We start from the raw sequence: 14,043 nt of genomic DNA, 5'->3' as shown, positions 1-14,043 counted from the left end.
TAGTTATAAGCACTAAGCTTATTCTCTTACTTCCGGTTATCTTACAGGTTCGACAATAGCTATACAGAGAAAGTTTGCCGCTGAACTGTGTCGCATTGACGCAGAGATAAAAACACGTCAGCTAGCGACAACGATACTCACCATATAGCCCGTATATGCAAGAAATAGCGCCAGCAAAAAACCGCCTTCAAACCGGTTAATCCGACGAGGGCGACCGCGCCAGGAGAATGCAAAGAGCACCATCAACAGCGTCATACCCGTCATAACGCTCCAATCGCGCACCAGCACCTCACGCCCCGCTTCAATGGGGTGAATAACCCCAGCCAGCCCCACGACTGCTAAGCTGTTGAATAAATTGGAACCTACGACGTTACCTAGCACCATATCGTGCTCTTTGCGACGCAGTGCACTAATAGAAGATGCCAACTCTGGCAGCGAAGTGCCTATTGCAACCACCGTCAAACCGATAATCAGATCACTGACACCAAAACCCACGGCGATCTCAACCGCTCCCCATACCAATAGACGAGAACTCACAATCAAAAGAATTAAACCCACCAGTGTCCACATAAGCGCTTTGCCACGGGACATAGGCTTACTATCCAACGTCTCTGCAACCTCTTTCACCAGCGGATCATCCGCTTGACTGCGAGAGCGAACGACACTCACGCCGATGAAGAGCACTAGCGCGACCAGCAATACCAGAGCCTCCCAGCGTGAAATCCATCCATCAAACAGCATGACACCGGTTAAAAGCATGACGGCAATTAATAACGGCATCTCTTTACGAATGACGTCTGAATGCACTGCCAATGGCGCAATAAGCGCTACAAAACCCAACACTAGACCGATATTGGCAATATTTGAGCCATACGCATTGCCTACCGCTAACCCCGGATTTCCCTGCATAGCGGCCAGTACCGACACGGTCATTTCAGGCGCAGACGTCCCAAAGCCGATCACAAGCATGCCAATCAGCAATGGAGAAAGCCCAAGCCAGCGTGATGTGGCTGCGGCACCATCAATAAATTTCTCGGCACTCCAAATAAGTAAGATCAACCCCACCAACACAGCCAGATAAGCAAGCAACATTTCAGTTCCTTAATGTCGTAATGTTAGGCACTATCGCGAGTGCATCCTTGTCCAACGCTACACGTGCGTCAAGTAGAGTTTATGCATCGGTTTGACAGCCCGGCCCACCATCGTATTAGCTTTAACTACTTAATGCATTGAGAGTTCCTGTTGACCCAAAGCCCTTTAAAAAGACGCCCGTTGCCGGTTAATACGCCGCTCGTCGACCGTTCGCCGCCTGAAATACGCGTTCAGCGTAGGCGGCTGCGCGCTTGCCATGAGTGTGACTGGGTGTCCGCCCTCCCCCCCCTTAAGTCTGGCGAGAAAGCCACTTGTCCGCGCTGTTCTCATGTACTGGTGAAGCGTAATCGTTATCCTGCCCAGCGCAGCATGGCATTAGCACTCGCTTCACTTATTGCCCTTCTCATCGCGATATCGTTTCCTTTTGTCAGCTTTAACCTAGGAGGCGTGGGCAATCGAATTGAGCTGTCGCAGACCGCGACGACATTGATTACCTTTCATCAACCCGTTGTCGCCATTGCGGTCATCATGACGATTGTCGTGCTACCAGCGATTTATTTGGTGGGTGTTATTTGGCTTCAATATGGGCTTTTACGCGCCAAGCCCATGCCCTTCAGCCGAGATATAGCGCGCTCTCTTGCCCATCTAACTCCTTGGATGATGGCTGATGTCTTTATCATCGGCGCGCTAGTGAGCCTTATTAAAATCGCAGGCATGGCGCAAATTGAGCTGGGTATCTCTTTTTGGTCGTTCTGCATTTTTGCAGTGTTATTACTCAAGACGTCACAGTCCCTTGATGCCGACTGGATGTGGTTTTCGCTGGAGGGCGAACCCCTAGCGCCTGAAGGAACAAAAACCGGCACCACTGGCGCAAGCCAAAGCGTCACCGGGTGCCCTACCTGTGGATTAGTCAATCGCCTTTCATCACAAAGCAAAAACCGGTGTATACGCTGCCATGAGAAGCTTCATCAGCGCTTACCTCACAGCTTACAACGCACCTGGGCACTGCTTTTTGCCGCCACCATTATGTATATCCCGGCTAACGTCTACCCCATCATGACGACCACCAGTCTAGGTCACACAACACCATCCACCATTATTGGCGGGGTAGTGCAGTTGCTACAAATGGGCTCCTGGCCGGTGGCAGCGGTTATCTTTATTGCGAGCGTCATTGTACCGGTAGGTAAGCTAGTCGCCTTGGCATGGCTCTGCCTTGTGATAAAGCGCAGCAACGAACTGAACGCCCAAAGCCGTACCAGGCTTTACAGGCTGACCGAATTTATCGGCCGCTGGTCAATGGTCGATGTGTTTGTCGTCGCCATCTTAGTTGCCCTAATAAGGGCTGGCTCATTAATGTCCATTACCCCCGGACCAGCTGCATTAGCCTTTGGAGCCGTGGTAGTGTTCACCATGTTAGCGGCCATAACCTTTGACCCACGCTTGATCTGGGATGCCCCACCACCCCGCTCTGCTCGCCGTAAAACGGCCACCAAGGAACCTGTTGATGGCTAATAATTCAACCCCGCAACAAAGACCAACACCGCCAGAAGAGAATAACTTGCATAGAGCGAAGTCTTCGCCTCAAACCAGGCTTTCGCCTATCTGGATTGTGCCCATTGTCGCTGTCATTATTGGAATGTGGCTGGTATACGACAACTACTCAAGCCGCGGCATGCTGGTCACGCTCAATATGGAAAATGCCGAGGGCATTGAGGCGGGCAGTACATTAATTCGTAGCCGTAACGTTGAAATAGGCCGGGTACAAAGCGTGCGGTTATCCGACGACCTTTCACACGCGGTATTGACTGCCCGCATTCAACCTGAAGCCGAGGCGATGCTTCGCGAAGACAGTCGTTTTTGGGTCGTCAAACCGCGCATTGGCCGAGAAGGGATCAGTGGCCTTGGCACCGTGCTTTCCGGTGCCTATATTCAGCTTGAGCCAGGCAGATCGGAGGAGCCACGCCGAGAATTTCAGGTCAGCGACGTTCCACCGGTCGCGCCTGCTGGCCAGGCAGGCCTGCAAATCCGCTTAGTCAGCCAGTTGGGCAATTCACTGCGCGTAGGCGACCCGGTCTCTTTCCAAGGCTATACCGTAGGTCGTGTTGAAGACACCCGCTTTGAGCCTGAATCTCGTACTATGCACCATCAGGTCTTCATAGAAGAGCCCTATGCGCAGCTTGTAACGGACAGCACCCGTTTTTGGACCTCCAGCGGCGTTGATTTTCGACTAGATGCTGACGGCGTGCGTGTCAATGTGGAGTCCCTGGAAGCCCTCTTGGGCGGCGGAGTTACCTTCGGCGTTCCCGAAGACCTTCCCATGGGTCGACCGGTAGAAGCCAATGCCAGCTTTAGCCTCTATGCGGATGAAGACAGCGCCCGCGAAGGAACCTTTAACCGCTATCTCGAATACGTGTTACTGGTTGAGGATACGGTACGCGGTCTCTCTAAGGGAGCACCTGTAGAGTTTCGTGGGGTTCGCTTGGGCACCGTTGCTGCGGTTCCCTGGAATTTTACCGCCCCGCAACCCGATTCAAGAGCCCAATTTGCCATACCTGTCCTCATCCGGATTGAACCGCAACGTCTAGGGATTGAAAACGAAGACATCGATTTAGAAATGTGGGAGGAACGCTTTCAGCGTATGTTCGGCATGGGCCTGCGCGCTTCATTAAAAAATGGCAACTTGCTAACAGGCGCTCTCTTTGTGGACCTTAATTTCCAGCGTGATTTAGCAGAACCGTATTTGGCTGAGACCTTCTCAGAACGCACGGTTTTCCCCACCGTGGCAGGCGGTTTCGCACAAATCCAAGCACAGTTAACCAACTTACTGGATAAGCTCAACGCGCTAGAAGTAGAGCCACTGCTCGCTGGCCTGGATCGTAATCTGCAGGTGTCTGAGAGCGTACTCAACGAAGTTCGTGAGGTTACCGCCTCAATGAACCAGCTGTTAAATGACCCAGACACTCAAGCCATTGGTGGCAACCTTAACGCTACACTTGATGAACTACGCAGCACGTTACAAGGCGTTTCGCCCTCATCGCCTGCCTATCAGGAGCTAACCACCGCGATTCAACGCTTAGACCGTTTAATGCGTGACTTACAGCCCCTCACCCGCACCTTAAATGAAAACCCCAGGGCGCTGCTGTTCGATAATCTGGATACCCAGGACCCAATACCCCGTGCTCCACGCTAACAAGGAGTTGTCATGCGCTACCTAGCGAACATTTTACCGCTGCTCAGCCTAAGCCTTTTGCTGTCGGCTTGTGCCAGCAGCGTTACCCCACCCGCTCGTTACATGCTACCCAGTAGCCCGGCGGTAGACGCCCCCGCCCTGCCCCAAGGTACACTGCATGTACGCTCGCTGCGGCTAGCACACTATTTAGACGTTGACGGTATTGTGATGCAGTTAGATGACATTACCCTCCATGAAGCGCGGGAGCACCAATGGGCGGAAAGCCTCGTCCGCCAGCTAGAGCGCTCTCTACGGGCACACCTGGCGCATGAGCTACCTACGATCCAGGTCGTCCGAGAAGAGAGCAATGCATCCAACGCTCTCACGTTGCAACTGGAAATTGACCAGTTCCAGGGCAGATATGATGGCATTGCGGTAGCCAGTGGCCAGTGGCAACTCAGAAGTGCCAGCAATGAATTGCTGGCATTGAAGAGCTTTAACGTTAAAACAGAACTCAATGAAGATGGCTACCCAGCACTCGTGCGCGCGCTCAGCTCCAGCTGGGCTAACAGTGCCGCTCAGATTGCGAACCAGCTGCAACAAGGCAACTATTTTGAATAGCGTCCCCAACGTCCTGTAAACGTGCAAATGCATAACGTTTATTTGGTTTTTTAAAAAACGTTCTTAAACTAAGACTCAGGCTACTTAAAAAACCCGAACAAGGATGCGTTATGAATAGTGACGGCAATACCTTTGACGTTGAGGCGCTGTGCAACCATCTTGCAAGCTTAACGCACTCTCTTGAAGCATGGCTTACAGGTGACTTATCACTCTCGTTACTGGAAAAAGCCCAACACAGCCATGAGGCGCTCACTGACGTGCTCATTACTCAAGGCGTGTCGACTGAGACCCTCGCATCCCTGGAGCGCATCGAACGCTTCATTGCTGAACAAGCTCTTGCACTATACAGCGCGCCCTGTTCTGCCCAGCAGCAAGCACATATTCTCGAAAACTTTACCGGCCCGCTGATGACGCTAGACGGCATTGGACCTGCTACGGCGACACAACTGTTTGACGCGGGTATAGCACACCCCAACCAACTCTTTGAGCTTAACGCCGAGGAAGTGGCGGCATTGCCTTTGCCTGCTGCCAGTCATGCACGGGTTACCACGCTTTATACCCAGCACGTTGACCATCAATAACCGCGTTGCAAGGCGCCGCCAGCCCACATTCGTGATACACTAAAACAATGTATTACCGTTATCTTTCAGCTTCACCCCGTCACCCCCGTAAAAACCTTGCGTCACGCACTGGTTTTTTATGACTAAATAAATATCGTTTGCGGCTGCATACACTGTTTGGCAGACGTTGCTGCCGCGACGGTGAATCACCCTCGCTTTTTGAACATGACGCTTAGCAACCCGCCGCATGCCGGCGTTGCTTGCTAGGTGATTGCGGAGAACGCATGAGCTTTTCTGAACTTGGTCTGCACGATGACCTACTGCGCGCGGTTACCGCGCAGGGCTATACCCAGCCAACCCCTATTCAATTAAAGGCTATCCCCGTTGTATTAGAGGGACGAGACCTACTTGCCAGCGCCCAAACCGGCACGGGTAAAACAGCTGGCTTTACACTGCCTATGCTGCAGCGGCTGGCTAACGGCAAGCGCCCCGCTAAGCGCCAAGTAAGAGCTCTAGTGCTCACGCCAACGCGTGAGTTAGCCGCACAGGTAGGTGAAAGCGTTTCGGCTTACGGCCAACACCTTGCGCTTCGCTCTCACATTATTTTTGGCGGCGTCGGCCAGCAGCCCCAGGTAGATGCCTTAAAAGCAGGCTTGGATGTTTTGGTTGCCACCCCAGGCAGGCTACTGGACCTTCATCAGCAAGGCCATGTCGATTTGTCAGCGGTTGAAATTCTGGTCCTTGATGAAGCCGATCGCATGCTCGACATGGGCTTTATTCATGACATTAAGCGGATACTGCGCCTAGTGCCTAAGAAGCGTCAAAACCTGCTGTTTTCTGCGACGTTTTCTAATGAAATACAGGCACTCGCCCAGCAACTGCTCGATAATCCCGCGCTGATTGAAGTTGCACCGCGCAACACCACAGCCGAAAGAATCGAACAGGCCATTTACCGCGTTGATCGTGACAAAAAGCGCGAATTGCTTGCTCATTTGATCCAGCAGCATAACTGGTTTCAGGTATTGGTATTTACACGCACCAAGCATGGCGCCAACCGCCTAGCAGAACAGCTCTCAAAGCAAGACATTCCTGCGATGGCCATCCATGGCAATAAAAGCCAGGGCGCCAGGACTCGAGCATTAGGCGCTTTCAAAAGTGGGGATCTACAAGTGTTAGTGGCTACCGATATCGCCGCACGCGGGCTGGATATCAATGAGCTTCCTCATGTAGTGAACTTTGACCTGCCAAATGTAGCGGAAGACTATGTGCATCGCATTGGTCGCACGGGGCGTGCCGGCAGTAATGGTGAAGCCATATCATTGGTATGTGTTGATGAGCATGGCTTGCTCAGCGGCATCGAGCGGTTGATCAAGCAGACACTTCCCAAACGTATCGAGCCCGGTTTCGAACCTGACCCCAATGTTAAACCTGAGCCCATAGAAAACGGACGCCGTGGCCAGCGACAACCCCGCGCCAAACGTAAGCCTGACGGGCAGTCCGCGCCGTCAGGCGGCGAACGCCGTCGCGCCCGCCGCTAGCCTGCCGAGAAGGAATATGCGAAGGTTAACGCCTTGCATATTCCGGTATTACCGCTGAATTGATTCATGGAGTGATTATGGCGACGAAGCAACTAATTAATGAATACCGTCAGTGGCTTACCTTTCAGCATCAAGAACAGTTGAGCCGCGAACATCAAGGTATATCACAGCGCCTTGAAGACGCACGCGCTTCTTCGGCACAAGTGCTTCAAGCCTATCGCAGCATGGCAGAAAAGGCATCGATCGAAGGCGCCTGCTACCGTACGCTTTTTTTACGCGAGCGCGACAGCAATGACGCGCTCCCCTGCGAAGGCTGGCTCTTCGTACGGCGTGTACTCAGCGAAGGCAACAGCACGCGGGTGCGTGTGACCCTGCTAGAAACGTTTACCCTTGAAGAGGGCATTATCGCGCCTGGCGATAAACCGGCACGCAAGCTGACCCTCGAAATCTATGATAAATTAGATATTAATAAAGGAATGCGCACCCAGGTTCGGGTAGATTGTTTGGATACTCCTCAAGATTATCACTTCATTACTCTACTCGATGCCGTGCGTGGTGATTTACGCCCACACCTTCAATAAGCACCCGCTATGGTCTCTCGTCGTGCCCTAACGTTCATCTTACTGATGTTCGTAGTTGGGCTTAATTTACGCCCTGCTATGTCGTCGGTTGCGCCGTTGCTCAACCGCTTACAAGAAACCGCCGGTTTAACGCCGGCGGCGGCGGGCATCCTCACCACGTTACCGGTGCTTTTTTTGGGCCTAGCAGCCCCACTTGCACCGCTATTGGCTCACCGGTTTGGCAGTGAACGTGCGTTAAGCGGCGCGCTTTTATTATTAGCCAGTGGACTAACACTGAGGGGGCTACCGCTGCCCGGCAGTCTGTTTATTGGCTCGGCAATGGCGGGCGCCGCAATCGGCATTAGCGGCACGCTGCTGCCCGCCCTAGTGAAACGCGAGCTACCCGAAAGTGCCGACTTACTCACGGGGCTTTACACCATGGCGCTCTGCTTTGGGGGAGCACTGGGTGCTGGCCTTAGCGTTCCGCTTATGCAGTGGCTAGGCAGTTGGCAGTTGAGTTTAATGAGTTGGTCACTGTTGGCGCTTGTGGCACTTATTCTTTGGATCGCAAAAGCCCCCGTGGCCCAGCGCTCAGAACAACCCGCCGCATCAAAAGCCCCGCTCTTACATTTACTGCGCAAACCGCTGACATGGCACGTGATGCTGTTTATGGGCATCCAGTCCTCAATGGCCTATATCGTGTTCGGCTGGCTGCCCACCTTGTTGGTATACCGCGGATATAGTGAAGCAGCGGCGGGCTGGACAATGGCTATTTCCATTATGTGTCAGTTAGGTGCTGCCCTTGCCGCCCCTTGGTTAGCACGCCTGGGTAAAGACCAGCGCCCCGCGCTGCTATTGGTACTGTTCAGCACTGCACTTGGCCTATGGATGCTGCTCATCGCACCGCTTGCCTGGAAGTGGCCGGGTGCAGCACTGCTGGGTATTGGCCAAGGCGGCAGTTTCAGCCTAGCGCTTAGCCTTTTAGTATTGAGAACCGCTACGTCACGTTTAGCCGGTCAGCTATCAGGTCTCGTTCAAGGTGGAGGTTACACCCTTGCAGCCCTTGGGCCATTTGGCGTGGGTTTGATGCTCCAAGCAGGGGCTAACATTGCCGACATCGCTTGGCTACTTATTTTATTGATACTAGTCTGCTGCGGTTTTGCGCTACTCGCTGGCCGTAAACGTCAGCTAGACGATCAATCGGGCGAGCTGTTAGTACATAACAACTAAATGACTCACGATGCTAGCCAGTAACAGCGACTCATGAGTGCAGCCGTCAAACACTTTAGGATAGAACTGTGAGTACGATTTCAACTTTAACGTCTATGGCGCCGACTAAAGATCGCCTGCTGGTTATTTATACCGGTGGCACCATTGGTATGTTGCAACAAGCCAATGGCTTGGCTCCTGGCGGCAATTTTAGTGAACGCTTACACCAGGCATTAAACACGCTTCCCCTGGCACAGCAGCAAAGCCTGCCCGCTTTTGATGTCATCAGCTACGCATCGCTAATTGACTCAAGTACTGCCACGCCGCTTAACTGGCAGCAGTTGGCGAAAGACATCGCCGACAACATAAACGCGTATCGTGGCTTTGTGATTATTCATGGCACGGATACCTTAAGCTGGACAGCGTCCAGCCTTGCCTATCAATTACAGGGAATAGACCGCCCTGTGGTTCTGACAGGCGCCATGCAGCCGCTAGAAGCCTCGAATAGCGACGCGTTAGACAATCTATACGGCGCGTTTCGCTTTGCCGCTCAACCAGCGCTGCAAGAAGTCGCCATCTATTTTGCAAACCGACTGTTACGAGGCGCGCGCTCCGTTAAGCAGCATAGCGAGGCAGCCGATGCCTTCTCCTCGCCCAACTATCCTCTACTTGGCGAACGAATAGGGGAAGACTTTATACACTACCCTAGCCGGGGGCTGGTCCACCAACAGCGTGGCGCTCCGCGATTTGAGCTCGTTGACTATCGGCCACTGGCCCAGGGAGAAGTCGCAAGAGTGATTCTATGGCCTGGCATTAGCCCCTGGCAACTCAAGGCGACGCTGGGAGATTCGCGGTGCAAAGGTGCGCTTATACAGCTATGGGGAGCAGGCAACCTTCCCAGCAACCCAGAACTGCTTGCCCTGATCGCCGAAGCCAGCGGGGAAGGAAAACTGATCGCCGCGATTAGTCAATGTCCGCAAGGAAGCATTCATCTTGGCGCCTATGCAGCGGGCGATGGCCTTGCAGACGCTGGCGTACTATCAGGCGATGATATGACGCCCGAAGCAGCCTACACCAAGCTAGTACATCTGCTTGCGCAGCCGCTCTCGCTAGAAGACCAACGCCACCGCTTCTTAACGCCCCTTGTGGGCGAACGCTAACGCGCCGTTGAGAAAAGAGACTGGCATAGCCGCTCATTCACGCTATGTTTAAGTGTACGTTAACCACTGGAAAGGAAAGCAAAATATGGAACAACCCGTACACCATTTTAGCGAACTTTTTGAGCAGCTCGGCCTACCATCAGACGCTCAATCTATTGAGCGATTTATTCAGCGCCACTCTCCACTACCTGAAGAGATGGCCTTAGCGGATGCTCCCTGCTGGAATGAGGGTCAAGCGGAGTTTTTACGCGAAGCCGTTGATGAGGATGCCGACTGGGCTGAAGTCGTCGACCATTTAGATGCTTCAATGCACAAAAATTCCTAATTTACGGTATTGCATACAGCAGTGTGACATCCAACAGAATGCTAAAACCTTCGCGCCGCTTCAACGCGGCGCCTGAACCAGCTTCCTACCAGCAGTAGTACCGCTAGCGCCAGAAGAGGAAATATAACGTCAAGCTGAAGCGCATTCTCCTCTTCAATCGCTTCCAGCGCGCCATAAATAGCACTGCTGTAAACTGCCCATTTCACCGATAAACCAAGCGCTGCCGCGAGTAAATAACGGCTCAGCGCGATGCGCCGCAAACCGGCTGCAAAGTTGATTACCGAATGGGGAAAGCCCGGCAAGACACGCAGCGCGCACTGGGTAAGAAGATCGCTACGCGCCTCTAACGTGTTCATAACCTTGAGCGTCAATCCTTTTGGGTTCCAGCGGTCGCCCGCGTTCGCCGCTAACAGGTAGGCCCCCCATGCGCCAGCAACACTGCTAATCGTCAACATAAATGTCGCAATCAACGGCGAATAAAAGGGAGCGATTAACCACAGGCCAATGCTGCCTGGCAGCCCGATGGCTAACGTTACCGCCATTGTCACCATGACACCCACGATCACAACAGGATGATGAGACATCGTGGCTGCCCAGCGTTTTACCGCTAGTAGATCTGGGGAGTACCATAACCACACGTAAGCGAACATCGCCACAACCGCGAAGCCAGCGGCCCACCGCCATGAGTAGCGTGTAAAATTATTCATGCAGACGGGCTTCAACCCGTTCGAGTATTTGGCGGCTAACTTTACCAACTAGCGGCTTGGCCGCTTTATTAACCGCTTTTTCCATTAAACGATTACGGATTTCATAGCGTAGCGTTAACTCTACCTTCGTACCTTCGGGCACCGCGCGCAGCTGGTAGCGTCCCTGATTCTTGACCCCTTCCAAGGACTCCCATGCCAACACATGAGGAGGCTGAATCTCTGTCACTTCCACATCGAACGACCAGTCCATTCCGACCGCCCGCACATGCCAGCGGTAACGGTCGTTGCCAAGCGTATCGATTGAGCGAATTAGGTCAGAGTAGTCCGCAAAATCTTCAACACGACGCAATAACTCAAATACACGCTCTGGGGACGCTTTGATAATCTCACTATGTTCTATGGTGGCCATGAGCTTGTCTCTAACAGCTGGAATAAATAGCTTAACATGCCAAACCATACCGACATACTCAACGACATAGCACCCCCCAAAGCTTCTCTACTGGTCATAACACACCACATTGCGTACACTGCCGCACTTCCGGACCGGACCCCGGAACACTGCCTTGCCAAGCGGCAAGCACACGATAAATTCTCCGACAATGAGCATCTTGTATGTCACCTACCGCTACACATGGCGCTAGCGCGTCAACCACCGTCGTGATCTACTCAGGCGGTATGGACTCCTACACTGTACTGCACCGCGCCTTAAAAGAAGGCCTCACCGTTCATGCTCTCTCGTTTGATTATGGGCAGCGCCACGCACGAGAATTGATAACAGCACAGAACGTATGCCAACAGCTAAAAGTGCCTCATCAAGTCGTCGATATACGTGCCATTCACGGTCTGATCGATAACTCAGCACTAACCAACGACACCTTCGCCATGCCAGAAGGCGACTATGCGGCAGACAACCTGCGCGCCACGGTCGTTCCAAACCGCAACATGATCCTCCTCTCGCTTGCTATTGCTAAAGCGGTCAATATTGGTGCCCAACGGGTCGATTATGGCGCCCATGGAGGAGACCACGTCCTCTATCCCGACTGTCGTCCTGAATTTGTTCAGGCAATGAACCACGTGTCTGGTATCGCTAATTTTGAACCCGTCACGATCCACGCCCCTTACCTTCAATCTACCAAGGCGGAGATTTTACGTGACGGGCTCGCTATGGGGCTGGACTATCGCGACACCTGGACCTGCTATGAAGGGCGCGAACTCGCCTGCGGGAAATGTGGAAGCTGTCGCGAACGCTTGGCCGCTTTTGCCGCTAACCAAGCCATCGACCCACTTGCATATACAAACGACGATTCGCAAGAGGTACGCTGATGTACCAGGTGAAAGAGGCGTTTTATACGCTCCAGGGCGAAGGCGCCCAAGCAGGCCGTGCCAGTGTATTTTGCCGCTTCAGCGGCTGTAACCTCTGGTCAGGCCGAGAGATTGACCGTGCTAACGCCCAGTGCACATTTTGCGATACTGACTTTGTCGGCACTAACGGTATTAATGGCGGTAAGTTTGCCACGGCAAACGCTCTGGCCGAGCATATCCATGCACTTTGGCCCCAAAGTACCAGCCGGGCAACGCCCTATGTTGTCTTCACGGGGGGAGAGCCACTTTTACAGCTTAATGCCGAGCTGATAGCAGCATTGCACAGCCGTGGGTTCGACGTGGCAGTGGAAACCAACGGCACCGTCCTTCCTCCGCCAGGTATCGATTGGTTATGCGTTAGCCCCAAGGGCGCTAATCCCCTTGCCGTCACCCAGGGGGACGAGCTAAAGCTGGTTTACCCCCAGCCCGACGCGCCACCAGAAAACTTTACCTCATTAGACTTTGGCCATTTCTTTTTACAGCCTATGGATCGCGGCAGTGAGCAGCTCAATACACAGACGGTTCAATCAACAACCGCTTACTGCATGGCTAATCCACAGTGGCGTCTTTCGCTGCAAACGCACAAAATCGCAGGATTTGAGTAATGTCGCTATTTGTTAACCACCTGACCCATATTGATGTCTCTCTTTGGTGCCCGGAAAAAGGCTTGAAGGGGTGCAGCTGGCAAGTGGATGCCCTACTGGACGGAGAGCTGGGTGAAGACGGTATGCTGTTTGACTTTGGTGAAGTGAAGCCTTGGATCAAACGCACCCTCGACAGTGGCCTAGACCATACACTGCTAATCCCCCTTAAAGCGCAAGGCGTTGAGGTCAGTGAGTGCCCTGAAGGCGTTTGCGTTCGAACGACGACTCCCTACAAACTGGAAGTACGCGGCCCCGCCGAAGCATTTACGCTACTCCCCTGGGAGACGATTACCATTGAAAATGTCGCGGATTTGCTAAGTAGCACTCTCACGTCGCAGCGGCCAGATAACGTGCACTATGTAAAGCTAAGCTTAAGCGATGAAGCAATTGAAGGCGCAGCTTACGGCTATAGCCATGGGCTAAAACGCCACTTAGGTAACTGCCAACGCATTGCCCATGGACATCGCTCACGGCTCTATATCTGGCAAGAGGGTGAACGCCAAACAACACTAGAACAGCACTGGGCCGACTGGTTAGACAACCGTTATTTGCTTGAAGAGGCCGATATCACGCGCCAGGATGACACCACGCTCACCTGCCGCTATATAGCTGCCCAAGGAGAATTTTCACTCACTCTCCCTAAGGCTCGCTGCTGCATATTGCCTAAGCCGACGACCGTCGAAAATATTGCCTCATGGTTAGCCGACCAAATATCCGTACAGAGCGGAAAGTCATCTTCAGTACAGGCATTTGAAGGGATTAACAAAGGCGCGATGGCTGACGTATTAACATGAGCAGTAAGGTCATTGCGAAGCAGCCGGCAGCGTGCCGTATCGGCTGCGGGGCATGCTGCATCGCCCCCTCCATCACATCCCCTATACCGGGGATGCCTCACGGCAAACCCGCTGGGGTGAGATGTGCTCAATTAAGCGAGGACAACCTATGTAAGTTGTTTGGCCATCCCACTCGCCCGGCGGTGTGCAGGCAGTTCGAGTTTGATAGCCAGGTGTGTGGCGAGCACCGCGAACAGGCGATCGCCACACTCACGTGGCTTGAAAAAACAACCGCCTAGATAGCGCGCTTCTTTAAGTAAGCC

The 14,043-nt window shown here is 53.2% G+C and carries 16 protein-coding genes; 13 read left to right on the top strand and 3 right to left on the bottom strand.

What is annotated here, in order from left to right:
* Positions 1-117: 117 nt before the first annotated feature.
* Positions 118-1,092, bottom strand: a complete 975-nt coding sequence (locus tag LG301_RS06980; protein WP_404474603.1) for a calcium/sodium antiporter — start codon at positions 1,090-1,092, stop codon at positions 118-120.
* Between the two features lie 150 nt (positions 1,093-1,242).
* Here LG301_RS06980 and LG301_RS06975 point away from each other — a divergent pair, with 150 nt between their 5' ends.
* The 9 genes from LG301_RS06975 (at position 1,243) to LG301_RS06935 (ending at position 10,234) form a co-directional block, all read left to right on the top strand.
* A complete protein-coding gene (locus LG301_RS06975; protein ID WP_404474601.1) occupies positions 1,243-2,604 on the top strand; it encodes a PqiA/YebS family transporter subunit in 1,362 nt (453 codons plus the stop codon).
* Positions 2,597-4,282: an intermembrane transport protein PqiB gene (pqiB, locus tag LG301_RS06970; RefSeq protein WP_404474599.1), complete on the top strand. Its 1,686-nt coding sequence runs from the start codon at positions 2,597-2,599 to the stop codon at positions 4,280-4,282. The genes LG301_RS06975 and pqiB overlap by 8 nt, the downstream gene beginning before the upstream one ends.
* Positions 4,283-4,294: 12 nt before the next feature.
* The gene (locus tag LG301_RS06965) at positions 4,295-4,882 is read left to right on the top strand and encodes a membrane integrity-associated transporter subunit PqiC (RefSeq protein ID WP_404474597.1); all 588 of its coding nucleotides are present in this window, start codon (positions 4,295-4,297) and stop codon (positions 4,880-4,882) included.
* 110 nt (positions 4,883-4,992) lie between these two features.
* Positions 4,993-5,463, top strand: a complete 471-nt coding sequence (locus tag LG301_RS06960; protein WP_404474595.1) for a helix-hairpin-helix domain-containing protein — start codon at positions 4,993-4,995, stop codon at positions 5,461-5,463.
* 263 nt (positions 5,464-5,726) lie between these two features.
* Positions 5,727-6,980: a DEAD/DEAH box helicase gene (locus LG301_RS06955; RefSeq protein ID WP_404474593.1), complete on the top strand. Its 1,254-nt coding sequence runs from the start codon at positions 5,727-5,729 to the stop codon at positions 6,978-6,980.
* 77 nt (positions 6,981-7,057) lie between these two features.
* Positions 7,058-7,561, top strand: coding sequence for a hypothetical protein (locus LG301_RS06950; RefSeq protein ID WP_404474592.1), 504 nt, complete (start codon positions 7,058-7,060; stop codon positions 7,559-7,561).
* A 9-nt stretch (positions 7,562-7,570) separates the two neighbouring features.
* Positions 7,571-8,770, top strand: coding sequence for an MFS transporter (locus tag LG301_RS06945; RefSeq protein ID WP_404474590.1), 1,200 nt, complete (start codon positions 7,571-7,573; stop codon positions 8,768-8,770).
* A 95-nt stretch (positions 8,771-8,865) separates the two neighbouring features.
* A complete protein-coding gene (locus tag LG301_RS06940) occupies positions 8,866-9,909 on the top strand; it encodes an asparaginase (RefSeq protein ID WP_404475199.1) in 1,044 nt (347 codons plus the stop codon).
* An 85-nt stretch (positions 9,910-9,994) separates the two neighbouring features.
* Positions 9,995-10,234, top strand: coding sequence for a DUF2789 domain-containing protein (locus LG301_RS06935; protein WP_404474589.1), 240 nt, complete (start codon positions 9,995-9,997; stop codon positions 10,232-10,234).
* Between the two features lie 41 nt (positions 10,235-10,275).
* Here the strand turns inward: LG301_RS06935 and LG301_RS06930 are convergent, their stop codons facing one another.
* Positions 10,276-10,941, bottom strand: coding sequence for a TVP38/TMEM64 family protein (locus LG301_RS06930; protein WP_404474587.1), 666 nt, complete (start codon positions 10,939-10,941; stop codon positions 10,276-10,278).
* Positions 10,934-11,350, bottom strand: coding sequence for an SRPBCC family protein (locus LG301_RS06925; protein ID WP_263069112.1), 417 nt, complete (start codon positions 11,348-11,350; stop codon positions 10,934-10,936). Before LG301_RS06925 ends, LG301_RS06930 begins: the two co-directional genes overlap by 8 nt.
* Before the next feature lie 203 nt (positions 11,351-11,553).
* Here LG301_RS06925 and queC point away from each other — a divergent pair, with 203 nt between their 5' ends.
* From queC to LG301_RS06905, 4 genes are read left to right on the top strand one after another with little or no spacing between them, the layout of a single operon-like run.
* Positions 11,554-12,264, top strand: a complete 711-nt coding sequence (gene queC, locus LG301_RS06920; RefSeq protein WP_404474585.1) for a 7-cyano-7-deazaguanine synthase QueC — start codon at positions 11,554-11,556, stop codon at positions 12,262-12,264.
* Positions 12,264-12,908, top strand: coding sequence for a 7-carboxy-7-deazaguanine synthase (queE, locus tag LG301_RS06915; RefSeq protein WP_404474583.1), 645 nt, complete (start codon positions 12,264-12,266; stop codon positions 12,906-12,908). The genes queC and queE overlap by 1 nt, the downstream gene beginning before the upstream one ends.
* Positions 12,908-13,741 (top strand): 6-carboxytetrahydropterin synthase, encoded by an 834-nt coding sequence (locus tag LG301_RS06910; protein WP_404474581.1) that lies wholly within the window; start codon positions 12,908-12,910, stop codon positions 13,739-13,741. The genes queE and LG301_RS06910 overlap by 1 nt, the downstream gene beginning before the upstream one ends.
* A complete protein-coding gene (locus LG301_RS06905) occupies positions 13,738-14,019 on the top strand; it encodes a YkgJ family cysteine cluster protein (protein ID WP_404474579.1) in 282 nt (93 codons plus the stop codon). Before LG301_RS06910 ends, LG301_RS06905 begins: the two co-directional genes overlap by 4 nt.
* Positions 14,020-14,043 lie beyond the last annotated feature (24 nt).

The organism is Vreelandella venusta, from assembly GCF_044809155.1.
Taxonomy (GTDB): Bacteria; Pseudomonadota; Gammaproteobacteria; order Pseudomonadales; family Halomonadaceae; genus Vreelandella; species Vreelandella venusta_B.
Note: the sequence above shows the minus strand (reverse complement) of the source record. Positions and strands in the feature narration are given on the sequence as shown.

Bases quoted from the DNA above. Each gene is read 5' to 3' on its own strand.
- LG301_RS06980 (WP_404474603.1), bottom strand. From the start codon at position 1,092: ATGTTGCTTGCTTATCTGGCTGTGTTGGTGGGGTTGATCTTACTTATT.
- pqiB (WP_404474599.1), top strand. From the start codon at position 2,597: ATGGCTAATAATTCAACCCCGCAACAAAGACCAACACCGCCAGAAGAG.
- LG301_RS06965 (WP_404474597.1), top strand. From the start codon at position 4,295: ATGCGCTACCTAGCGAACATTTTACCGCTGCTCAGCCTAAGCCTTTTG.
- LG301_RS06960 (WP_404474595.1), top strand. From the start codon at position 4,993: ATGAATAGTGACGGCAATACCTTTGACGTTGAGGCGCTGTGCAACCAT.
- LG301_RS06955 (WP_404474593.1), top strand. From the start codon at position 5,727: ATGAGCTTTTCTGAACTTGGTCTGCACGATGACCTACTGCGCGCGGTT.
- LG301_RS06950 (WP_404474592.1), top strand. From the start codon at position 7,058: ATGGCGACGAAGCAACTAATTAATGAATACCGTCAGTGGCTTACCTTT.
- LG301_RS06945 (WP_404474590.1), top strand. From the start codon at position 7,571: ATGGTCTCTCGTCGTGCCCTAACGTTCATCTTACTGATGTTCGTAGTT.
- LG301_RS06940 (WP_404475199.1), top strand. From the start codon at position 8,866: ATGGCGCCGACTAAAGATCGCCTGCTGGTTATTTATACCGGTGGCACC.
- LG301_RS06935 (WP_404474589.1), top strand. From the start codon at position 9,995: ATGGAACAACCCGTACACCATTTTAGCGAACTTTTTGAGCAGCTCGGC.
- LG301_RS06930 (WP_404474587.1), bottom strand. From the start codon at position 10,941: ATGAATAATTTTACACGCTACTCATGGCGGTGGGCCGCTGGCTTCGCG.
- LG301_RS06925 (WP_263069112.1), bottom strand. From the start codon at position 11,350: ATGGCCACCATAGAACATAGTGAGATTATCAAAGCGTCCCCAGAGCGT.
- queC (WP_404474585.1), top strand. From the start codon at position 11,554: ATGTCACCTACCGCTACACATGGCGCTAGCGCGTCAACCACCGTCGTG.
- queE (WP_404474583.1), top strand. From the start codon at position 12,264: ATGTACCAGGTGAAAGAGGCGTTTTATACGCTCCAGGGCGAAGGCGCC.
- LG301_RS06910 (WP_404474581.1), top strand. From the start codon at position 12,908: ATGTCGCTATTTGTTAACCACCTGACCCATATTGATGTCTCTCTTTGG.
- LG301_RS06905 (WP_404474579.1), top strand. From the start codon at position 13,738: ATGAGCAGTAAGGTCATTGCGAAGCAGCCGGCAGCGTGCCGTATCGGC.